Genomic DNA, 22,204 nt, shown 5'->3' on the forward strand with positions numbered 1-22,204 from the left:
CCCTCGTGGCGCTCCTCGAGATGCGCGGGATCCGCAAGCGCTTCGGCGGCGTCGAGGCGCTGCGCGGCGTGGACCTGGCGCTCGAGGCGGGCGAGATCCACGCGCTCGTCGGCGAGAACGGCGCCGGCAAGTCCACGCTCATGAAGGTCCTGTCCGGCGCCCTCCAGCCGGACGCCGGCGAGGTCGAGCTCGACGGCCGCCCGCTCCGGCCGCGCAACGTCGCCGAGGCGCAGCGCGCCGGCGTGGTGATGGTGTACCAGGAGCTGAACCTCGTCCCGGAGCTGACGGTCGCGGAGAACCTCGCGCTCGGACACCTGCCGGTGGTGGTCCGCTACGGGCGTCTGTACGAGGCCGCGCGGGCGCTCCTCGGGAAGATGGCGCTCGAGCTCCCGCCAGACGCGAAGGTGTCGTCCCTCGGCGCGGGCGCCCAGCAGCTCGTGGCGGTGGCGCGGGCCTTCGCGCAGCGGGCGAAGGTGATGGTCTTCGACGAGCCGACCGCGACCCTGTCCGCCGGCGAGGTGGACCAGCTCTTCGGGCTCATCCGGCGCCTCCGCACGGAGGGCGTCGCGGTCGCGTACATCAGCCACCGCCTCGAGGAGATCTTCGAGCTCGCGGACCGCGTGACGGTCCTCCGAGACGGCGAGCGCGTGGCGACGACCGGCGTCGGCGAGCTCACGCCCGCGCGCGTGGTCGCGCTCATGGTCGGCCGCGAGGTCCGCGCGTACCAGCGCCCCGCGCACCCCGCCGGTGAGGTGCTCGGGACGTTCGAGGTCCAGGCGCCCCGCCTCGCGCCGCTGTCGCTCGCGCTGCGCCGGGGGGAGATCGTCGGGCTCGCGGGCGTGGTCGGGTCCGGCCGGAGCGAGGCGCTCGAGGCGATGTTCGGGCTCCGCGGCCGCGCCCTCTGGCGCGGCGAGCCCATCGGGCGCCCCATCGACGCGCTCCGGCGGCGGGTGTTCCTCGTCCCCGCCGACCGGAAGGCCCAGGGGCTCGTCCTCGAGCTCGCCGCGCGGGAGAACGTGGTGCTCTCGATCCTGCCGACCCTGGAGCGGCTCGGCGTCGTGGTCCGCGCGCGCGAGCGGCGCGTCGTGGAGGAGTGGTTCCAGCGCCTCTCGGTGCGGCCCCCGGACCCGGAGCGCCTCGCCCGGACCTTCTCTGGCGGGAACCAGCAGAAGCTCGTGCTCGCGAAGGGGCTCGCCACCGCGCCCGAGGTCCTTCTCCTGGAGGAGCCGACCCGCGGCGTCGACGTCGCGACGCGGTACGAGGTGTACGCGCTCCTCGACGACCTCGCCCGGGGCGGGCTCGGCCTCGTCGTGTCGTCGAGCGACACCGAGGAGCTCTGCGGGCTATGCGATCGGGTGCTGGTCTTCCGCGGCGGCCGCGTCGTCGCTGAGCTGACGGCGCCGCTGCGCCGGGAGGAGGTGGTCGCCCGTGTCACCGGCGCGGTTGCGTGAGTGGCTCTCCCGGTACGGGATCCTGCTGGCGTTCGTCGTCCTCGCGGCGGCGCTCTCGATCCTCTCGCCGAGCTTCCTCGAACCCTCGAACCTGCTCAACGTGCTCCGGCAGATCTCGGTGAACGCGCTCCTCGCGTTCGGGATGACCACGGTCATCGTCGGCGGAGGCATCGACCTCTCGGTCGGCTCGGTGCTCGCATTCAGCGGTGCGCTCGCGGCGGGCGCCGCGATGGCCGGATGGGCCCCCGCGCTCGCGATGATCGCCGCCCTCGTGCTCGGCGCGGGGATGGGGCTCGTGAACGGCTTCTTCGTGGCGGGCGCGCGGATCGCGCCGTTCATCGCGACCCTCGGGGGCCTCACCATCTTCCGCGGGGCGACGCTGGTCTATACCGACGGGCGCCCGATCACCGGCCTCCCGGACGCGTTCGGCGTGCTCGGGAACGGCGCCTTCGGCGGCGTACCGGTCCCCGTCTGGGTGATGCTCGGCTTCCTCGCGCTCACGCACTTCCTGCTGCGCTATACGGGCCTCGGCCGGAACGTGTACGCGGTCGGCGGGAACGAGGAGGCGGCGAGGCTGTCCGGCCTCCCCATCGTGAAGGTGAAGCTCTTCACCTACGCGTACGCCGGCCTCGCCTCCGCGCTCGGCGCCCTCGTGCTCACCGGCCGCCTCAACTCCGCGCAGCCGACGGCGGGGAGCGGGTTCGAGCTCGACGCGATCGCGGCGGTGGTCGTCGGCGGCACGTCGCTCTCGGGCGGCCGCGGGAGCGTCCTCGGCACGTTCGTCGGCGCCGCGATCATCGGCGTGCTGAACAACGGCATGAACCTGCTGAACGTCTCGGCCTTCTACCAGCAGATCGTGAAAGGGGGTGTGATCCTGGGAGCGCTGCTCATCGATCGCCTCGTCGCCACACGGAAGGAATGACGGAACGAAGGACTCGGATCGGGAGGTCCACGAAGATGTCTCGCGTACTCGTCGTGCTCACGTCGCTCGCGCTGGCCGGCCCCGCCCTGGCGAAGGACGCCATCGGGCTGTCGGTCTCCACGCTCAACAACCCCTTCTTCGTCACGCTGCGGGACGGCGCCAAGGCCGCCGCCGCCAAGGCGGGCGTCGATCTCGTCGTCCTCGACGCGCAGGACAAGGTGGACAAGCAGGTCGCCGACATCGAGGACCTCGTCCAGCGCAAGGTGAAGGTCGTCCTCGTGAACCCGACCGACGCCGCCGCCGTGGTCCCCGCCATCGAGCGGGCGAACGCGGCCAAGATCCCGGTCATCACCGTCGATCGCGCCGCGAGCGGCGGCAAGGTCGCGTACCACATCGCCTCGGACAACGTGGCCGGCGGGAAGCTCGCGGCCGACTTCCTCTGCAAGCTGCTCGGCGGGAAGGGCAACGTCGTCGAGCTCGAGGGCATCCCCGGCAGCTCCGCCGCGCGCGACCGCGGCAAGGGCTTCAACGACGAGCTGAAGGCGCGCTGCAAGGGCGTGACCGTCGTCGCCCGGCAGACGGCGAACTTCGACCGCGGGCAGGGCCTCTCGGTGATGGAGAACGTGCTCCAGGCGCAGCGCGCCATCGACGCGGTGTTCGCGCACAACGACGAGATGGCGCTCGGGGCGGTGCAGGCCATCCAGGCGAGCGGCCGGCCGATCAAGGTGGTCGGGTTCGACGCGACCGACGACGCCGTCAAGGCCGTGAACGCCTGCAAGATGGCGGCGACCGTCGCGCAGCAGCCCGCGGAGATGGGGCGCCTCGCGGTGGAGAAGGCGGCCGCGCTCCTCAAGGGGACGGCGCCGGCGAAGACGGAGTTCATCCCCGTCGCGCTGAAGCTCGTCTCGAACGCGAGCTGCAAGTAGGAGGCGATCCGGGCTCCTCCCTCCGGCGTCCCCGGTCGCGACGGAGCGACCGGGACGTCGGCGGGCGGGCGGCTCGCCGCGTGGGGATGCGACGCGGAGCCGCCCGCGAGCCTGCGCCGCGGGGATATGCTCGTCCTGGCGCGGGGTCCCCGCGCGAGGAGGCCGAACATGACGGCGACGAGGCTGGACGCCGGGCGGGAGTTCCTGGCGCGGAGACGCTTTGCGCTCGTGGGCGCGTCGCGCGAGGAGAAGAGCTTCAGCCGGCACGTGCTCCGCGAGCTGATCCGGAAGGGCTACGACGTCGTGCCGGTGAACCCGGCCCTCGCCGAGGTCGAGGGCCGTCGCTGCTTTCCGCGGGTGCAGGACGTGGTTCCTCCGGTGGACGCGGCGCTCCTCATGACCCCGCCCGCCCGCACCGCGGACGCCGTCCGCGACTGCGTCGCAGCCGGCGTTCGCCGCGTCTGGATGCACCGGGGTGGCGGCCCCGGCGCCGCGTCGCCCGAGGCGATCGCGCTCTGCGAGGCCGCCGGCATCGCGCCGATCGTGGACCTCTGCCCGTTCATGGCGCTCCCCGGGGCGGGGTGGTTCCACCGCCTGCACGGCCGGTTCCGCGGCGTGCACCGGGAGAGCAGGCGGGCGATCGGGGCGTGAGCGCCTCCCCGCGCGCGGACGTCTCCGCGCGCCGTGACACGGCGGAGACAGCCCGCGCCTAGAACCCCGGCTCCCTCGAGCCCGCGGAGCCGCCAGACGATGCTGTACCCCGACCTGTTCAAGAACCTGGAGCGCGCCCGGTGGAGCCTGGCCGACGACGTGCCCTGGGACCGGCTGGATCCGTCCGCGCTGTCGGACGAGCAGGCGCTCACGGTGAAGATGAACGCGATCACCGAGTGGTCCGCGCTCCCCGCGACGGAGATGTTCCTCCGCGACAACCGGCACGACAGCGACTTCTCCGCGTTCATGTCGGTCTGGTTCTACGAGGAGCAGAAGCACGCCCTCGTGCTGATGGAGTACCTGCGCCGGGCCCGCCCGGACCTCGTGCCCACCGAGGACGAGCTGCACGCCGTCCGGTTCGCGTTCGACCCCGCCCCGCCGCTCGAGACGCTGATGCTCCACTTCTGCGGCGAGCTGCGGCTCACCCGGTGGTACCGCCGGGCGGCCGACTGGCACACCGAGCCCGTGATCCGTCACGTCTACGGCCTCATCTCCGAGGACGAGGCCCGCCACGGCGGCGCCTACCTCCGCTACATGCAGCGGGCGCTCGAGCGGGACGGGGAGGCGGCGCGCGCGGCGTTCGGCCGGATCGGCGTGCTCATGGCGAGCGGCGGCCGGGGCGGGAAGCCGCTCCACCCGACGAACCTGCACGTGAACCAGTCGCTCTTCCCGAACGACACCGTGCAGAGCCGGCTCCCGGAGCCCGCCTGGCTCGAGCGCTGGCTGGACGAGCAGATCCGGTTCGACGCCGGCTGCGAGGCGCGCGTCGTCCGCGCCATCCTGCGGAGCCTCTCGGCGCTGCTGGGCGAGCGGTTCGAGACGGTGCGGGACCTGAACCGCTGGCGGAAGGCGCGGACCGGCTCCGAGCCGCGCGCTCCCGCCGCCTCGCCCGCCGCGAGCGTCTGAGCTGAGCGGCTCCTACCGCTCCCGCCACCCCGGGGGCGGCTCCGCGAACCCGCTCCGCCGGAACGGCTGCGCCGTCTCGCGGAGCCATGCGTCGTCGGCGCGGCCGTACCAGGCGCGGTCGACGTCGACGCCGAGCGCGAGCAGGCCGTCGCGATCGTCGTACCGGAGCGTCACCACCTGCGCAGGGCGCGCGCTCTCCCGCTGGAAGGTCACGCGGTACGCGCGCGAGCCGTGCTCCTCCGCGAACTCGGTGCCGAGGCCGGGACGGGCGGTGCCCCGGCGCCGCTCCGCGTTCGCGGTCGCGCCGGGCGCGGGCTGGGCCGGGACGGCGTCGCTCCGGGCCTCCGGGGCGGCGGCGCCCGGGCGCGCGCGCGACGCCGACGGATCGCCGTCGTACGGGGCCCGCTCGTCCTCCTCGTACGGGCGCGGGTACGGGGCGGCGATCGGGGGCGGCGTCCGCTCCCGGAAGACGGCGACGCCGATCACGCCCACGTCGCGCGCGTCGCCCTTCCGCGCCGCGTACGACCGCGGCACGCTGCTGAACCGGAACGCGGCCACCGCGTCGAGGCTCAGCCGGTACCCGTCGACGGTCACCTCGCCCCACGGCTCCACGACGTAGCCGCGCCTCTCCAGGGCCGCGGGCCGGCCGTCGAGCACGTCGCGCCCGTCGACCGACACGACGACCTCGACGCGGCGCGGCGTCCCGTTGCGGACGCGCACGAGGTAGCGCCGACCGAGGGATCCGAGGACGTAGGTGCGGCCGCGGTGCTCGAACGTGGGCAGCACCGCGCCGCCCTCGTCCACGAGGTCGACGGTGTAGGGCCCGCCGCGGGCGGCCACCTCCGCCTGGGCGGAGGTGTGCGCCGGGGCAGCGCAGGCCAGGAGGGTGGCGAGGACGGCGAAGGTCGGGAAGCGCATGGTCGTTCTCCTCTCTCGAGGGAGGAACGACCGGGGCGGGAAAAGGATCTGTGCCTTCCCTGCCCCCCGGCGCTACCCGCGGGACTTCCGCTGCTCCGCCTGGATGGCGGTGAGCGCGATCGTGAAGACGATATCCTCCACGAGGCAGCCGCGGCTGAGGTCGTTCACCGGCTTCGCGAGGCCCTGCAGCATCGGGCCGATGCTCACCACGTTCGCGCTCCGCTGGACGGCCTTGTAGGTCACGTTCCCGGTGTTCAGGTCGGGGAAGACGAACACCGTGGCCTGGCCGGCCACCTTGGACGTCGGCGCCTTCTGCCGGCCGACCTCGGGCACGATGGCCGCGTCGTACTGGAGCGGCCCGTCGATGGCGAGGTCGGGGCGGAGCTTCCGGGCGAGGTCGGTCGCGAGCTTCACCTTCTCGACGTCCTGCCCGCCGCCGCTCGTGCCGGTGGAGTAGGAGAGCATCGCGACGCGCGGCTCGATGCCGAATGCCTTCGCGGAGTCGGCGCTCTGGACGGCGATGTCGGCGAGCTGCTCGGGCGTGGGGTTCGGGTTCACGGCGCAGTCGCCGAACACGAGCACCTGCTCCGGCAGGCACATGAAGAAGACGCTCGACACGAGGTTGCAGCCCGGCGCCGTCCGGATGAGCTGCAGGGCCGGGCGGATCGTGTGCGCCGTCGTGTGGACCGCGCCCGACACGAGCCCGTCCACCTCGTCGAGGGCCATCATGACCGTGCCGACCATGATGGAGTCGGCGAGCTCGCTCTTCGCCATCTCGGGCGTCATGCCCTTCGCCTTGCGCCGCTCCACGAGCGGCTCGACGTAGCTCGGCGCGAGCGCCACCGGGTCGAGGATCTCGAGCGACACGGGGAGCGTCACGCCCTGCTTCGCCGCGACCGCGCGGACCTCGTCCGGGTTGCCGAGCAGGACGCAGCGGGCGATCCCGCGCTCCTGGACGATCGCGGCGGCGGCGATGGTGCGCGGCTCGGTCCCCTCGGGGAGGACGATCCGCTTGTTCGCGGCGCGCGCCGCCTCGACGAGCCGGTGGCGGAACGCGGGAGGCGAGAGCCGCCGGGGGCGGTTGGACCGCGCGAGCGACTTCAGCCACTCCGCGTCGATCCGGTCGGCGACCACGTTCATGACCTGGTCGATCCGCTCGGCGTCGTCGGCGGGGATCTCCGGGTCGAGCCCGGCGACGGCCTGCGCGGCGGGGAAGCTGTCCTCGTCCACGGCGAGGACGGGGAGCCCGGTCTTGAGGGCCTCCTCGCACAGGGCGAGGATGCGCGCGTCGGGCTCGAGGCCGCCCGTGAGCAGGACGCCCGCGAGAGGCGTGCCGCCCAGCACGGCGAGAGACGCGGCGAGGAGGACGTCGTTCCGGTCGCCGGGGGCGATGACGAGCCCGCCCGGCACGAAGGCGCGGAGCGCGTTCGGGACCGTCATCGCGCAGACGCCGACGCTCCGGATGCGGCGCCGGTCCATGTCGCCGGCGCGGACGACCCGGGCGCCGAGCGCCGCGGCGAGATCCCGCACGCGCGGCGCGGCGAGCTCCCAGCGCGACGGGACGACCGCCACGGTCTTGAGCTTCTCCGCCGCCAGCGCCGCCTCGTACGCGGCGATCTCGGTCGCGCCGAGCTCGCCGTCGGCCGCTGCGCCCAGCCACTGCGGGCGCTCCGCCGCGCGGGCCGAGGTGGCGTTGGCCGAGACGCGGTTCAGGATGCAGCTCACCGTCCGGGCCTCGGACGACGCGCCGTACCCGTGCGCCGCGATGGCGACGGCGTCCGCGAGCTCGGCGGGCCTCTCGCCGCGCGGCGCGGCGACGAGCACGAGCTCGGCGTCCAGCGCCCGGAGCATGAGCGCGTCGATGCGCGTGCTGTGCACCATGCCCGGCTCGGGCGACATGCCCTCGACGACGAGGACGTCGGCGCCCTCGGCCGCGCGGGCGCAGAGCGCGACGACCTGCTCCATGAGCGTCTGGTCGTCGCCCGCCGCGAGCAGCTCGTCGGCGACGGCGCGGGAGATGGGCGCCGGCGCGTCGAGGCGGGCGCCGAGCTTCACGTAGGCGGCGGAGCGGTCCTCGCCGCGGGAGGCGATGGGCTTCGCGAAGGCGACGCGGACGCCCTCGCGATCGAGGGCGCGGACGAGGCCGAGACAGACGCTGGTGAGGCCGACCTGGCGGCCCGCAGGGGCGACGAGCAGTACGCGGGGCATCGGGGAGTCCTCGGGAGTGGAGGGAACGGGGACTTCGGTCAGGCGGCAGCGACCTTCTCGCCGCGGCCGATGATCTCCGCGGTGTCCATGGCGATCATCAGCTCCTCGTTCGTCGCGATGACGGCGGCCATGGGGCTCGTGCTGCGGGTGATCCGGCCGCGCTGCGCCTTGCCGTGGGTCTGGTTCACGTGCGGGTCGAGCGCGAAGCCGGCGAACCCGAGCAGCTCGACGATGCGGGCGCGGACCTGCACCGCGTTCTCCCCGATGCCGCCGGTGAAGACGAGTGCGTCGACGCGGCCGAGCGACACGATCATGCCGGCGGCGGCCTTGGCGACCGAGTAGCAGAACTTGTCGATGGCGAGGGCGGCGCGGGCGTGGCCCTGGTCCGCGGCCTCCTGCAGCGTCCGCATGTCGTTCGACAGGCCGGAGATGCCGAGGAGCCCGGAGCGCTTGTTGAGCGCGTCCATCACGTCGTCGGCGGAGCGGTGCAGCGCCTTCTTCATGTGGGCGATGATCGACGGGTCGATGGAGCCGCTGCGGGTGCCCATGACGACGCCGTCGAGCGGCGTGAGGCCCATCGTCGTGTCCATGCTCTTGCCGTCGCGGACCGCCGCGAGCGAGCAGCCGTTGCCGAGGTGCGCCGTGACGATGGCGTGATCCTCGGGATCGAGCCCGAGCTGGCGGACGGCCTGCTGCGAGACGTAGCGGTGGCTCGTGCCGTGGAACCCGTAGCGCCGGACCTCGTACTTCTCGAACCACTCGTACGGCACCGCGTACAGGTACGCGCGCGGCGGCATCGTCTGGTGGAACGCGGTGTCGAAGATCGCGACCTGCGGCAGGTCGGGGAACAGGTCCTGCGCGATCTGGATGCCGAGCAGGTTGGGCGGGTTGTGGAGCGGCCCGAGCGGGATGCACTCCTCGATCTTCGCGACGACCTCCGACGTGATCGGGATCGACCCGGAGAACTTGGCGCCGCCGTGCACCACGCGGTGGCCGACGCCGGCGATCTCCTTCGCGAGCCCGACCTCGTTCAGCAGCTCGCCGACCTCGCGGAGCGCGGCGCCGTGCTCGGCATGGTGGAGGACCTTCGAGCGCTTCTGGCCGGCGAACTTCCAGTCGAGCGACGCGCTCGGCGAGCCGAGGCGCTGCGCGATGCCGGAGAGGCGCTCCTCTCCGGTGCTGGCGTCGATGACCGCGAACTTCGCGGAGGAGGAGCCACAGTTGAGGACGAGGATTTTCATCGTGATCACTCCGCGTGTGCTGCGATCCGCGGGCAAGAGAAATCGGTTGGTCGGCGCCGGACCCTCCGGCGCGTGGATCAGCCAACTGCAGTTGTCTGGGACCGTAAGCCTCGCGTCTACTCGATGGCCTCGGGGCTTACATCGCTCGCACATCTTGCCGACTTCGCGCAAGAGGCCGGGCGACGATTCCGCGGGCTCCCCCGCCCGCGCGCGACGCCCGGTGCGTGGCGATCGAGGGTGCACGCTGCGTCCGGGCCGCACCCTGCCGCGCCGCGTCGTCTCCCGCTCGCGCGCCGTCGCGAGGCGCGCGGCGAGGGCGCGCCGAGATGAGGACCGCTCCGGTCGGATCCACGCGCCGAGCGGCGCGCGCCCCGCCGCTTCGCTAGGAAGATCGCGTGCTCCTGTCGCTCCCTCGCTCCCCGATGATCCCGGATCGCTCCCCGGTCCACGTGCACGTCCGCGCCCGAGGCGCCGGTCCCGCCGTCGTGCTCCTCCACGGCGGGTGGGGGTACGAGGCGTATCCGTTCGACTCGGCAATCGACGCCCTCGCCCCCTCGCACCGCGTCCTCGCCCCGGATCGGGTCGGCTACGGCCGCTCGGACCGGGTCGCGGCGCTGCCGCGCGGGTTCCACCGCCTCATGGCGGAGGAGACCCTGCTCGTCCTCGATGCGCTCGGCGTCCGCGACGCGGCGCTGTGGGGCCACAGCGACGGGGCGGTGATCGCCGCGTGGGCAGCGATCCTCGCGCCGGACCGCGTCCGGGCGCTCGTGCTCGAGGCCGTGCACGTCGTCGCCGCGAAGCCGGCGTCGGTGGAGTTCTTCGAGACCGGGGTCACCGCGCCCGAGCGGTTCGGCGCGCCGGTCGTCGAGGCGCTCGAGCGCGACCACGGCGCGTCCTGGCGCGAGGTGATCGCCGCCGGAGGCCGGGCCTGGCTCGACATCATCTCGGAGGGCGGGCGCGGCAGGGCCGACCTCCACGACGGCCGCCTCCGCGAGATCCGCGCGCCGACGCTGCTGCTCCACGGCCGCCACGATCCGCGGACCGAGCCGGGCGAGCTGGACGCAGCGCGGGCGGCGCTGCCCGGCGCGACGCTCGAGCTCCTCGACGCCGGTCACGCGCCGCACGCGAGCGCGCGAGCCGGGGCGCGGGCCGTCGAGGTCGCGGCGGCGTTCCTCGCGCGCCACCGCGTGCCCGCGTAGGGCCGCCGCGCCGGGCGGACCGACCCCGGCGCGCGGAGCCCCGTTGACGGGCGGCGGTCGATTGACCTATCAACCCTTGACGATGAAACCATCTCCACCTCCCGCGGAGCCCATCGGGCTCCTCGCCGCCGCGGTCCGGCAGGGCGTCCGGCAGCTGGTGGAGAGCCGGATCGGCGCCCTCGACCTCTCGTCGCGCCAGTTCTGGGTCCTGGTCGGTATCGCCGAGCGCTGCTGCCGCTCGCAGGCGGAGCTCGCGGCGCGCCTCCGGATCGACGAGGCCACCGCCTGCCGCGTCACGCGCACGCTCGTCGCGCGCGGCCTCGTCGAGGCCGTCCGCGACGCGAGCGACCGCCGCCGCGTCCAGCTCGCGCTGACCCGCGAGGGCGACCGGCTCGCCGCGCGCCTCCTGCCGCTCGCGCGCGAGGTCCGCGCCGCGGTCGACGCGCCGCTCTCCCCCGCGGAGCGCGAGGCCACGCGCGCGGCCCTCGTGAAGATCGTCGCCGCCCTCCAGCGCCTCTCCGCGTCCGATCCCGCCGCGCCGCCCGGAGGCGGCGCCGCGCGGCCCGCGTCGCGCCGGCGCCGCGCCTCCCGGGCCGTCCCGGCCTGAGCCGCCGATCGCCCCACCCGCCCCCGCAGCCCGCAAGACTCCGAGGTCCCGCCGTGACCACTCGCACCGCCGCCGCATTCGCCGCCCTCCTCGCCGTGGCCGCCTGCAAGAAGGCCGAGAGTGCCCCGCGCACGCGCCCGCCGCCCGCCGTCACCGTGTCCACCGTCAGCCACCGCGACGTGCCCGCCGAGATCCGCGCCCCCGTGGACCTTCGCCCCCTCGAGCAGGCGGACGTCGGCGCGAAGACGCTCGGCTACCTCGACGCGGTCCTCGTGGACCGGGGCGACCGCGTCCGCCGCGGGCAGCTCCTCGCAGTGGTGCGCCCCTCCGACCTGCCCGATCAGCTCGCCGCCGCCCGCGGGACGCTGGCGCAGGCGCAGGCGGCGGCCGCGCTCGCGCGGGCGAACAAGGAGCGCGCCGAGCGGCTCGCGCCCGGCGGTTTCGTCTCGCAGCAGGAGCTCCAGCAGGACCAGACGAACGTCGCGACCGCGGACGCGACGCTCGCGGCCGCCCAGGCCAACGTCGGCGCCCTCGCGACGCGCCTCGGCGAGATGCGCATCGAGTCGCCGCTGGACGGGTTCGTGGCGGTGCGCCGCCTCGACCCCGGCGCGCTGGTCGGCCCCACCGCCGGGTCCGGCGCAATCCTGACGGTGCAGCGGCTCGACGTGCTCCGGGTCTTCGTCCCGGTGAACGAGCGCGACGTCGAGCGGCTCAAGATCGGCGAGGAGGCGCGCGTCGAGCTCGACGCGCTGCCCGGGCGGCCGATCCAGGGGCGCGTGGTGCGCATCGCGCCCGCGTTCGATCCGGTGGCCCGCACCCTCGATGCGGAGGTGCAGATCCCGAACCCGACCGGCGTCCTCCGCCCCGGCATGTACGGGCGCGCGGCGATCGTCACGGACGTGCACCGCGACGCCGTCGTGGTGCCGGCGTCGGCGGTGCAGATCTCGAACGAGCGGAGCTTCGTCTTCGTCCTCAAGGGCGACAAGGTGAGCCGGCTCCCGATCCGCACCGGCGTGGACGGCGGCGACTGGCTCGAGGTCGTCGACGGGCTGTCGCACGACGACCAGATCGTGACCGCGGGGATGGACGTCCTCTCCGACGGCGCCGCGGTGCGCGCCCAGAAGAACGTGGATCCGTTCTCCGGCCGCCCGCTCACCGCCACCACCCCCTAGCTCAGGCAGGACTCGCTCGCCATGTGGCTCACGCGCCTCGCGCTCCGGAATCCGATCTTCATCCTGATGATGTCGCTGATGGTGACGGCCCTCGGGTGGGTCTCCCTGACGCGCCTCTCCGTCGACCTGTTCCCGCAGATCGACATCCCCATCATCCGCGTCGCGACCTTCTACACGGGCGCCGGGCCGGTCGACATCGAGAAGTCCATCACGATGCCGATCGAGCGGGCCGTGTCCGCCTCGCCGGGCGTGGACCGCGTCGAGAGCACGTCGAAGCAGGGCGTGTCCCTCGTGTCGGTCTGGTTCCAGTACGGGACCAACCTCGACAACGCGCAGTTCGAGGTGTCGCAGCGCATCGCGCAGATCCTGAACACGCTCCCGCCGGGCATCCAGCAGCCCTTCGTCATCAAGTTCGACGTGACGAACATCCCGGTCGTCCAGATCGCCATGAGCGGCGAGGGGCTCGACGAGAAGCAGCTCTACGACCTCGGCTACAACGTCATCGAGCCGCAGCTCGAGCGGATCCCGGGCGTCGCGAGCGCGAGCGTCGGCGGCGGCAAGGTCCGCGAGATCGAGGTGATGGTCCACCGCGACGCGCTCCGCGCCCGCGGGCTGGGCATCCTCGACGTGGTGAGCGCGGTGAAGGGCTCGAACCTGCTCTTCCCTTCCGGCAACCTCCGCGCCGGCGACCGCGACTACAACGTCTTCTCCAACACGTCCTTCGGCGAGGCTCGGCCGCTCCGGGACGTCGTCGTTCGCCCGCCGGACGCCGCGACCGCCGCGCCGGTCCGCGTCTCCGACGTCGCGCGGGTCGAGGACGGGACCGCCGACCAGACGGAGATCGTCCGCATCAACGGGGAGCGCGGCGTGTTCTTCCGCGTCCTCAAGCAGCCCGGCGCGAACACCGTCGGCGTGGTCGACGCGGTCCGGAAGGCGATCGGGAACCTCCGCGGCGTGCCGCCCAACGTGAAGCTCTCGATCTCCTTCGACCAGTCCTCCTACATCCGCGCGGCGATCAGCTCGCTCGAGCACGAGGCCGTCACCGGCGGGCTCCTCGCCGTCGCCGTGATCCTCGTGTTCCTGGTCTCCCTCTCGGCGACCGGGATCATCGCCGTCGCGATCCCCCTCTCGATCGTCGCGACGTTCGTGCTGCTCTACTTCACGGGGCAGACGCTGAACGTGTTCACGCTGGGCGGCCTCGCGCTCGGCGTCGGCCGGCTCGTCGACGACTCCATCGTGGAGCTCGAGAACATCCACCGCCACCTCGCGCTCGGGCAGGACCGGAGGAGCGCGGTCCTCAACGCGGCGCAGGAGGTGGCGATGCCGATCTTCGTCTCCACCGTCACGACCATCGTCGTGTTCTTCCCGGTCGTGTTCCTCGCGGGCGTCGCGAAGAACCTGTTCCTGCCCCTCGCCCTCACGATCGCGTTCGCGCTCATCATGAGCTTCTTCGTGTCGCGGACCGTGACGCCGATCCTCTGCCTCAAGTACCTGAAGGCGGAGGGGCCCGGCCGAGGGCACCCGTTCTCCGCCTGGGTCACGTCGCGGTTCGACCGGCTCGACGAGGCGTACGCGCGGTCGCTGCGGTGGGTCCTCGGGCACCGGCTGCCGGTGATCGTCGGCATCCTCGCGGTCTTCATCGCGTCGCTCTTCCTGTCGAAGCGCATCGGGACCGAGTTCTTCCCGGAGACCGACGAGAGCCAGTTCTCGCTCAACTACAAGACGCCCATCGGGACGCGGGTCGAGCGGACGGAGCAGGTCACCGCCCGCCTCGAGGACACCGTCGTGCGGACGCTCCGCGGTGAGCGCGCGAAGGATGGCTCCCCCGCCGTCACCACGATGATCTCCGACACCGGCCTCCCGCTCGGCCGGAGCGCGATCTTCACGAGCAACACGGGGCCGCACGCCGGCAACCTGAACGTGAACCTGGTGCCGCACGTCGACCGCGGGCTCACCGACCAGGCCATGGCCGAGAAGGTCCGGAGCGCGGTCCAGAAGGAGTTCCCGGGGACCCAGGTCTACTTCTTCGTCGGCGGCATCGTGAAGCGGATCCTGAACTTCGGATCCGCGGCGCCCATCGACGTCGAGATCGTCGGCTACGACCTCGACGCCGGCGGCGACTACGCCAAGCGGCTCCTCGGGACGCTCCGCGGGCTGAGGGACGACGCCGGCAACCCGCTGCTCACGGACGTCCAGATCTCGCGCGAGGAGAACTACCCCGAGCTGGACGTGCTCGTGGATCGCGAGAAGGCGGGGCGGCTCGGGCTCTCGGAGACCCAGGTCGCCCAGACCGTGCTCACGAGCCTCGCGGGGTCGAACCAGTTCTCGCCCATCCCCTACATCGACGCGAGGACGGGCAACCAGTACTACATCAACGTCCGGCTGGACGACGCGTTCCGCGACCACGTGCAGGACGTGCCGGACATCTTCGTGAAGTCGCCGGCGGGTCCGGTGGTGAACCTCGCGAACATCGCCACCGTGAAGCGCTCGTCCGGCCCGGTGCTCGTCAACCGGAAGTACCTGCAGCGCATCATCGACGTGACAGCGAACGTCGCGCCGGGCAAGGACCTCGGCACGGCGAGCGGCGCCGTGCAGCGGGCGCTCCAGGACGTGCCGCCGCCGGACGGGTTCACGGCCCAGCTCGGCGGGCAGACGGCGGCGCAGCGCGAGGCCTTCTCGGGCCTGATCTTCGCGGCGATCCTCGCGATCGCGCTCGTCTACATGATCCTCGCCTCGCAGTTCAAGTCGCTGCTCGACCCGCTCGTCATCATGTTCTCGGTCCCGCTCGGCATCTCCGGCGTCTACGCGATGCTCTGGCTCACGGGCACGTCGCTGTCCGTGAACAGCTTCATGGGCGTCATCATGATGGTCGGCATCGTCGTCTCGAACGGCGTCCTCCTCGTGGACTTCGCGCGCGTGCTCCAGGGGCGCGGCATGCCGCTCGTCGAGGCGACCGTCCTCGCGGGGAAGACCCGCCTCCGCCCCATCCTCATGACGACGATCGCGACCATCGTCGGGCTCATCCCGATGGCGCTCGGGATCGGCGAGGGGAGCGAGACGAACCTCCCGCTCGCCCGCGCCGTGATCGGCGGCCTCACCGTCTCGACCTTCTTCACCCTCTTCCTGATCCCCGCGCTGTACACGCTCCTCGAGCGGTACTCGAGGCACCAGCACCGCGACGACGACGCCGAGGCGCAGCTCGCGCCCGAGGCGGCGGGGCACTGATGTCCACCCAGCTCATGACGAGACTCCCGCTCCTCGCGCTCACCCTGCTCGCCGCCCCGGCCGTCCGCGCCCAGGCCCCGGCTCCCGCCCCGGCGACGCCCGCGCCCGGCGCCACGCCGCCGGCCTGGGAGGACGTGCCGACCATCCCCGCCGTCGACTTCGACGAGGCGATCCGGCTGGCGTCCACCCGCGCGACCTCGGCCGCCATCGCCGCCGAGGAGGTCTCCCGCGCCGACGCGCTCCTCGTCCAGGCGCGCTCTCCCTCGCTCCCGGCGCTCGCCGTGAACGGCACGTACACGCACCTCGACTCGGCGCGGCGCCTCGGGAGCACCGTCACGGCGGCGCAGGACCAGCAGTACGGGAGCGTCGCCCTGTCCGTGCCCCTCTTCGCGCCCTCGCGCTGGTACCAGTGGTCGCACGCGCGGGACGCCGTCGACGTCGCCCGTGCGAGCGAGGCGGACGTCCGGCGCAGCGTGACGCTCGTCGCCGGCCGCGTGTACCTCGCGATCCTCGCCCAGCGCCGCGCCGTCGAGGTGTCGCGGCGCGCCGTGGAGACCGCTCGCGCCCACTTCGAGTTCGCGCGGCACCGGCGAGCGGGCGGCGTGGGGAACGCCCTCGACGAGGCGCGCGCCGACCAGCAGCTCGCGACGTCGGAGGTGCAGCTCGAGAACGCCCTGTCCGGCCTCTCCCGCGCGCAGGAGGCGCTCGGGATCGCCACCGGCTCGGACGGGCCGCTCGACGCGCGCACCGACCCCGATCTCGCCGCCGGCGTGACGAGCCCCGAGGACGCGGTGCGCGCGGCCGAGGACGCCCGCGCCGATCTGCGCGCCGCCCGCGAGCGCGCCCGCGCCGCTCACCGCGTCGCGCGCGACAGCTGGGCCGACTGGCTGCCGACCGTCTCGGCGGTGTCGCTGACGTTCCTGCAGGACCCCTCGACCTCCACGACGCCCCGCGACGGCTGGCAGGCGGGGCTCGTCCTGTCCTTCCCGCTGTTCGAGGGCGGGCTCCGCACCGGGCAGCGGCGCGAGCGCGACGCCCTCGACGCCGAGGCGCGGTCGCAGCTCGACGGCCTCACGCTCCAGGCGCGCTCCGAGGTCCGCGGCGCCTTCGTGACGCTGCGGCACGCGGAGGCGGCGCTGGCGCAGGCGCGCCGCGGCGCGGAGCGGGCGCACGCCGCGCTCGCGCTCGTCGAGGACGCCTACCGCGCCGGGGCGACGACGAGCCTCGACGTGGTCGACGCGGAGCAGCGCGCGCGCGACGCCGATACCGCCGCCGTCGTCGCCGAGGATGCCGTCCGCCAGGGGCGCCTCGACCTGCTCGCCGCGACCGGCCGCTTCCCGTAGACCCGGTTCCCCGCCGCCCCGTTGCCCGCGCACCGCGCGGCGCACACCTTCTCCCTGAACGGAACGGGGGGAACACCATGGGTACGACGAGGCGATGGGCGCTGCCGTGCGCCGGGCTGCTCGCGATGGCGGGCACCGGGTGCGCGAGCATGCGCGGGGAGAAGTCCGAGGCGAGCAATCCGACCGCGAACCGGGTGCAAGCGCAGCAGGAGACGTCGCAGAAGGCGCTCGAGTCCGCGAACGACGCGCAGAAGAAGGCGGCGGACCAGGAGCAGAAGGCGGCGCAGGCGCAGGCGCAGGTGCAGAAGGATCAGCAGCAGCTCACCCAGGACCAGCAGAAGGCGGAGCAGCAGCAGGCGAAGGCACAGCAGACCCAGCAGCAGGCGAACCAGCTGACGCAGCAGTCGTCGCAGCAGGCGCAGCAGGCGCAGCAGCAGGCGTCGCAGACGCTCGCCGAGCAGGGCCAGCAGGTCCGGCGCGGCGAGCTCACGGTCGCCGGGCAGGTGACGCGAGCGAGCTCCAACCAGCTCGCGGTCAGGTCCCGGAGCGGCGACGACATGAGCTTCCGGATCACGAATCAGACGCAGATCCTGCTGGACGGGCAGCCAGCGTCCGCGGCGGACATCCAGCAGGGCGCAGACGCCCGCGTGGCGTACGAGGCCGGCGGCACGGTGCCCACCGCGACCCACGTGCAGGTGATGAGCGGGAACCCGACGGGCTCGCGCGCCGGCGCCGGCGCCTCGCAGCCGGGGAGCGACACCGGGACCGGGTCGTCGGGCGCGCCCGGCGCGTCGGCCCGGTCGCCGGGGAGCGACACCTCGGGCACCGGCTCGTCGAGCACGACGGCCCAGCCGCCAGGGGGCGCGGGGACGGGGGCATCGCAGCGGAGCGCCCCGCCGCCGCAGGACGGCGTCCCGCAGCCGCAGCCCGGCGACAAGCTGTAGCCCGGCTCGCGGGCGCGACGCGGCCTCGCTCCGGCGGGGCCGGTCGCGCTGCGGTCCCGCCCGCCCATGGGCACCGTCTGAGGCGTGCCACGACGCCCTCGAGCCCTCGCGCGGTGGCGGTGGGTCACGGCGGCCCTCCTGGTCATCGCCTGCGGGAACGGCGCCGGTCGCGGAGGAAAGGCGGCCGGGCAGGCGAGGCCCCCGACGCCGGTCGTCGTGGGGACGACCGAGCGCCGGGACGTGCCGGACACGCTCGGCGCCGTCGGTCAGGTCCAGGCGTTCACGACGGTGTCCGTCCGCCCGCTCGTCGGCGGTGAGCTCGTGAAGGTCTCCTTCGCGGACGGCGAGCAGGTCCGGGAGGGGCAGCAGCTCTTCCAGATCGATCCCCGCCCGTACCAGGCCGCGCTCGCGCAGGTTCGGGCCGCCCGGGCGCGGGCGCGGGAGCAGGCGGCGAACGCCCGCGCCGACGCCCGGCGCTACGCGGAGCTCGTGAAGAAGGAGTACGTGACGCGGCAGCAGTACCAGTCCGCGCTCGCGACCGCGGCGGCGCTCGACGCGGACGTCGCCGCCGGAGAGGCGGCGGTGCGGAAGGCCGAGCTCGACCTCGCGAACTGCAGGATCGACGCGCCCATCTCCGGCCGCACCGGCGCCGTGCTCGTGCAGGTCGGCAACGTGGTGCAGGCGAACCAGGCGAACCCGCTCGTCGTCATCGCGCGCACGCAGCCGGTGTACGTCTCGTTCACGGTCCCCGAGGCGAACGTCGCGGCGCTGCGGAACGGACTCGGGAAGATGCGGGTCACCGCGACGGCGCCCGGCACGCCGCCGCACGACGGTGCCCTCTCCTTCGTCAACAACACCGTCGACCCGGCCGCCGGGACGATCCTCGCGAAGGCGACCTTCCGGAACGACGACGAGGCGCTCTGGCCGGGCCAGTTCGTGGACGTCTCCGTGACGCTCGGCGTCCTCCGCGGCGCCGTGGTGGCGCCAGCCGCGGCGGTCGTCACGGGGCAGGCCGGCACGTTCACGTGGGTCGTGAAGGGCGACGGGACGGTCGAGCAGCGGCCCATTGCGGTCGCGCGATCGGACGCGCGGATCGCCGTGGTCGCGAAGGGGCTCGGCCCCGGCGAGCGCGTCGTCACGGACGGCCAGCTCGGGCTCGAGCCCGGCGCCCGGGTCGCGATCAAGGAGGCGTCGCGTCCGGCCGGCGGCGCGGAGCCGCAACACGCGGAGCGAGAGCGGCCGGAGCGCCCGCGCGTGCAGGCGAGGACGCCATGAGCCTGTCGACCCCGTTCATCCGCCGGCCGGTCATGACCACGCTCGTCATGGCGGGCATCCTGGCGTTCGGGTCCGCGGCCTACCGGCTCCTGCCGGTGAGCGACCTCCCGAACGTGGACTTCCCCACGATCCAGGTGAGCGCGGCCCTGCCCGGCGCGAGCCCCGAAACGATGGCCTCGTCCGTCGCGACGCCCCTCGAGCGGCAGTTCACGACCATCGCCGGCCTCGCGTCGATGAGCTCGACGTCGACGCTCGGCGCGACGCAGATCACGCTCCAGTTCGACCTCTCCCGCAACCTCGACGCGGCCGCGCAGGACGTGCAGTCGTCGATCTCCGCCGCGAGCCGGCAGCTGCCGCCCAACCTGCCGACCCCGCCCACCTACCAGAAGGTGAACCCGGCGGACATGCCGATCCTCTACCTCGCGCTCACCTCGCAGACCCTCCCGCTGTCGCAGATCGACGAGTACGGCGAGACGCTGATGGCGCAGCGGATCTCGAGCGTGCCCGGCGTCGCGCAGGTGCAGGTGTTCGGATCCCAGAAGTACGCCGTCCGGATCCAGCTCGACCCGCAGCAGCTCGTGAGCCGCGGGCTCGGCATCGACGAGGTGGCGTCCGCCGTCGAGGCCGCCAACGTGAACCTGCCCACGGGCACGCTCTACGGGCCGACGAAGGCGGTGACGGTCCAGGCGACCGGCCAGCTCACCGAGGCGGCGCAGTACGCGCCCCTCGTCGTCGCGTGGAGGAACGGCTCGCCGGTCCGCCTCTCCGACGTCGGCCGCGCCCAGGACAGCGTCGAGAACGACAAGACCGCCGCCTGGTACGCGACGCACCACGGGACGAGCCGGAGCATCGTCCTCGCGATCCAGCGGCAGCCCGGCACGAACACCGTCGAGGTCGCGGGCGCGGTGAAGCGCCTCCTCCCGCAGATGGAGACGCAGCTCCCGCGCTCGGTGAACGTCGCCGTGCTGTTCGACCGGTCGCTCCCCATCGAGGCGTCCGTCCACGACGTGAAGCTCACGCTCGTCCTCACGCTGCTCCTCGTGGTCGGCGTGATCTTCCTCTTCCTGCGGAACGTCCGGGCGACGGTGATCCCCAGCCTCGCGCTCCCGATGTCCATCGTCGGGACCTTCGCCGTGATGTGGCTGCTCGGGTTCAGCCTCGACAACCTGTCGCTCATGGCGCTCACGCTCTCCGTCGGCTTCGTCGTCGACGACGCGATCGTGATGCTCGAGAACGTCGTGCGGCACGTCGAGCTGGGCGAGCCCCCGCGCGAGGCGGCGCTGAAGGGCGCCCGGGAGATCGGGTTCACCATCGTCTCGATGACGATCTCGCTCTCGGCGGTGTTCATCCCCGTGCTCTTCATGGGCGGAATCGTCGGCCGCCTCTTCCACGAGTTCGCCGTGACGATCGGCGTCGCGATCCTCGTCTCCGGGTTCGTCTCGCTCTCCCTCACGCCCATGCTGTGCGCCCGCCTCCTGCGCGAGCGGTCCGAGCGGCCGCCGGGCCGCTTCTACCGCGTGACCGAGCGCGGGTTCGACGCGATGCTCGCCGCCTACGGACGCGGGCTCCGGTGGTCGCTCGACCACCGCCGCGCCGTCGTCGCGGTGACCGCGCTGGCGCTCGTGGCGATGATCCCGCTCTTCGCCGCCGTCCCGAAGGGCTTCCTCCCGAGCGAGGACACCGGCCAGATCTTCGCGTTCACCGAGGCGGCGCAGGGCGTGAGCTGGGAGGCGATGGCGCAGCACCAGCTCGCGCTGACCGAGATCGGGATCCAGGACCCGGCCGTCGAGGGGCTCATGTCCAGCGCGGGCGCGCGCGGCGCGAGCGGCTCGAACACGGGCGTCATGTTCATGCGGCTCGGGCCGCGCGGGCAGCGGCCGTCCGTCGACCGCATCATCGAGCGCCTCCGGCCGAAGCTCATGCAGGTGCCGGGCATCCGCGCCTACCTCCAGAACCCGCCCCCCATCCGCATCGGCGGCCAGCTCACGAAGAGCCAGTACCAGGTCACGCTCCAGGACCCGGACACGGCCGAGCTCTACAAGGCGGCGCCGCAGCTGGAGGCGCGCATGAGGAAGCTCGCGGGCCTGCGGGACGTGACGAGCGACCTGCAGCTCACGAGCCCGCAGGTGACGCTCGACATCGATCGCGACAGGGCCGCGTCGTACGGCGTCTCCCCGCAGACCATCGAGGACGCCCTCTACACCGCCTACGGCTCGCGCCAGGTGTCGACGATCTACACGCCCGTGAACGAGTACCAGGTCATCGTGGAGCTCGAGCCCCGGTACCAGGCGGACCCCGCCGCGCTCCGGCTGCTCCAGGTCCGGGCGCCCTCGGGGCAGCTCGTCCCGCTCGAGTCGCTGGCGCGCCTCGTCCCGGGCGTCGGGCCGCTCTCCGTCTCCCACTCCGGCCAGCTGCCCGCGGTCACGATCTCGTTCAACCTCGACCCGGGCGCCTCGCTCGGCACGGCGGTCTCCGAGGTGAACGCCGCCGCCCACGAGATCCTGCCACCGACGGTCACGACGCGCTTCCAGGGCATCGCCGACGCCTTCCAGTCGTCGCTCTCCGGGCTCGGGTGGCTCCTGCTCCTCGCGGTGCTCGTCATCTACCTCGTGCTCGGGATCCTCTACGAGAGCTACATCCACCCGATCACGATCCTGACCGCCCTTCCCTTCGCCGGCTTCGGCGCGCTGCTCACGCTCCTGCTCTTCCGGACCGAGCTGTCCATCTACGCGTTCGTGGGCGTCATCATGCTCGTCGGCCTCGTGAAGAAGAACGGCATCATGATGATCGACTTCGCGATCGGCGAGCGGGCGCGCGGCCGCGGGGCACGGGAGGCGATCGAGGACGCCTGCCGCATCCGCTTCCGGCCCATCATGATGACGACCCTCGCCGCGCTCATGGGCACGCTGCCGATCGCGCTCGGGTTCGGCGCCGGATCGGAGTCGCGGCGCCCGCTCGGCCTCTCCGTCGTCGGCGGGCTCCTCTTCTCCCAGCTGCTCACGCTGTTCGTGACGCCGGTGTTCTACGTGTACATGGAGGAGCTGTCGGAGTGGCTCGCGCGCATCCGCCACCGGCGGCTGCACGTGGTGGGCGAGGGCGAGCCCGGCGCGGCGCCGGGCGAGCCGCGACCGGCGCGCGCGCGCTGAAGCGCCCCGG

Annotated in this window: 16 protein-coding genes; 13 read left to right on the forward strand and 3 right to left on the reverse strand. The window is 73.4% G+C overall.

Annotated features, from left to right (window positions below):
* The first annotated feature begins 5 nt into the window (after positions 1 to 5).
* The 5 genes from AMOR_RS01205 (at position 6) to AMOR_RS01225 (ending at position 4,916) form a co-directional block, all read left to right on the forward strand.
* Positions 6 to 1,451 (forward strand): sugar ABC transporter ATP-binding protein, encoded by a 1,446-nt coding sequence (locus AMOR_RS01205; protein WP_248357639.1) that lies wholly within the window; start codon positions 6 to 8, stop codon positions 1,449 to 1,451.
* A complete protein-coding gene (locus tag AMOR_RS01210) occupies positions 1,429 to 2,373 on the forward strand; it encodes an ABC transporter permease (RefSeq protein ID WP_248357640.1) in 945 nt (314 codons plus the stop codon). The genes AMOR_RS01205 and AMOR_RS01210 overlap by 23 nt, the downstream gene beginning before the upstream one ends.
* Before the next feature lie 35 nt (positions 2,374 to 2,408).
* Complete coding sequence (rbsB, locus tag AMOR_RS01215; RefSeq protein WP_248357641.1) at positions 2,409 to 3,299, forward strand: ribose ABC transporter substrate-binding protein RbsB; 891 nt, start codon at positions 2,409 to 2,411, stop codon at positions 3,297 to 3,299.
* Between the two features lie 168 nt (positions 3,300 to 3,467).
* Positions 3,468 to 3,950 (forward strand): CoA-binding protein, encoded by a 483-nt coding sequence (locus tag AMOR_RS01220; RefSeq protein WP_248357642.1) that lies wholly within the window; start codon positions 3,468 to 3,470, stop codon positions 3,948 to 3,950.
* A gap of 99 nt (positions 3,951 to 4,049) precedes the next feature.
* Positions 4,050 to 4,916, forward strand: coding sequence for a ferritin family protein (locus AMOR_RS01225; RefSeq protein ID WP_248357643.1), 867 nt, complete (start codon positions 4,050 to 4,052; stop codon positions 4,914 to 4,916).
* 12 nt (positions 4,917 to 4,928) lie between these two features.
* On the opposite strand, the gene AMOR_RS01230 is transcribed toward AMOR_RS01225, so the two are convergent.
* The 3 genes from AMOR_RS01230 to AMOR_RS01240 form a co-directional block, all read right to left on the reverse strand.
* Positions 4,929 to 5,834, reverse strand: a complete 906-nt coding sequence (locus AMOR_RS01230) for a hypothetical protein (RefSeq protein ID WP_248357644.1) — start codon at positions 5,832 to 5,834, stop codon at positions 4,929 to 4,931.
* Between the two features lie 72 nt (positions 5,835 to 5,906).
* Complete coding sequence (gene pta / locus AMOR_RS01235; RefSeq protein WP_248357645.1) at positions 5,907 to 8,042, reverse strand: phosphate acetyltransferase; 2,136 nt, start codon at positions 8,040 to 8,042, stop codon at positions 5,907 to 5,909.
* A 38-nt stretch (positions 8,043 to 8,080) separates the two neighbouring features.
* On the reverse strand, positions 8,081 to 9,283 hold the full coding sequence (locus tag AMOR_RS01240) for an acetate/propionate family kinase (RefSeq protein ID WP_248357646.1): 1,203 nt from the start codon (positions 9,281 to 9,283) through the stop codon (positions 8,081 to 8,083).
* A 395-nt stretch (positions 9,284 to 9,678) separates the two neighbouring features.
* On the opposite strand from AMOR_RS01240, the gene AMOR_RS01245 reads away from it, so the two are divergent.
* The 8 genes from AMOR_RS01245 (at position 9,679) to AMOR_RS01280 (ending at position 22,194) form a co-directional block, all read left to right on the forward strand.
* Complete coding sequence (locus tag AMOR_RS01245) at positions 9,679 to 10,482, forward strand: alpha/beta fold hydrolase (RefSeq protein WP_248357647.1); 804 nt, start codon at positions 9,679 to 9,681, stop codon at positions 10,480 to 10,482.
* A gap of 82 nt (positions 10,483 to 10,564) precedes the next feature.
* Positions 10,565 to 11,089 (forward strand): MarR family winged helix-turn-helix transcriptional regulator, encoded by a 525-nt coding sequence (locus AMOR_RS01250; protein ID WP_248357648.1) that lies wholly within the window; start codon positions 10,565 to 10,567, stop codon positions 11,087 to 11,089.
* A 53-nt stretch (positions 11,090 to 11,142) separates the two neighbouring features.
* Complete coding sequence (locus AMOR_RS01255; RefSeq protein ID WP_248357649.1) at positions 11,143 to 12,261, forward strand: efflux RND transporter periplasmic adaptor subunit; 1,119 nt, start codon at positions 11,143 to 11,145, stop codon at positions 12,259 to 12,261.
* A 21-nt stretch (positions 12,262 to 12,282) separates the two neighbouring features.
* Positions 12,283 to 15,486: an efflux RND transporter permease subunit gene (locus AMOR_RS01260; RefSeq protein WP_248357650.1), complete on the forward strand. Its 3,204-nt coding sequence runs from the start codon at positions 12,283 to 12,285 to the stop codon at positions 15,484 to 15,486.
* Between the two features lie 14 nt (positions 15,487 to 15,500).
* Entirely contained in the window at positions 15,501 to 16,829 is a 1,329-nt protein-coding gene (locus AMOR_RS01265; protein WP_248357651.1) for a TolC family protein, read from the forward strand.
* A gap of 77 nt (positions 16,830 to 16,906) precedes the next feature.
* On the forward strand, positions 16,907 to 17,773 hold the full coding sequence (locus AMOR_RS01270; protein WP_248357652.1) for a hypothetical protein: 867 nt from the start codon (positions 16,907 to 16,909) through the stop codon (positions 17,771 to 17,773).
* An 84-nt stretch (positions 17,774 to 17,857) separates the two neighbouring features.
* Complete coding sequence (locus AMOR_RS01275; RefSeq protein WP_248357653.1) at positions 17,858 to 19,048, forward strand: efflux RND transporter periplasmic adaptor subunit; 1,191 nt, start codon at positions 17,858 to 17,860, stop codon at positions 19,046 to 19,048.
* The gene (locus AMOR_RS01280) at positions 19,045 to 22,194 is read left to right on the forward strand and encodes an efflux RND transporter permease subunit (RefSeq protein WP_248357654.1); all 3,150 of its coding nucleotides are present in this window, start codon (positions 19,045 to 19,047) and stop codon (positions 22,192 to 22,194) included. Before AMOR_RS01275 ends, AMOR_RS01280 begins: the two co-directional genes overlap by 4 nt.
* Positions 22,195 to 22,204: the final 10 nt, after the last annotated feature.

The sequence above is a fragment of the Anaeromyxobacter oryzae genome, assembly GCF_023169945.1.
Classification (GTDB): domain Bacteria; phylum Myxococcota; class Myxococcia; order Myxococcales; family Anaeromyxobacteraceae; genus Anaeromyxobacter; species Anaeromyxobacter oryzae.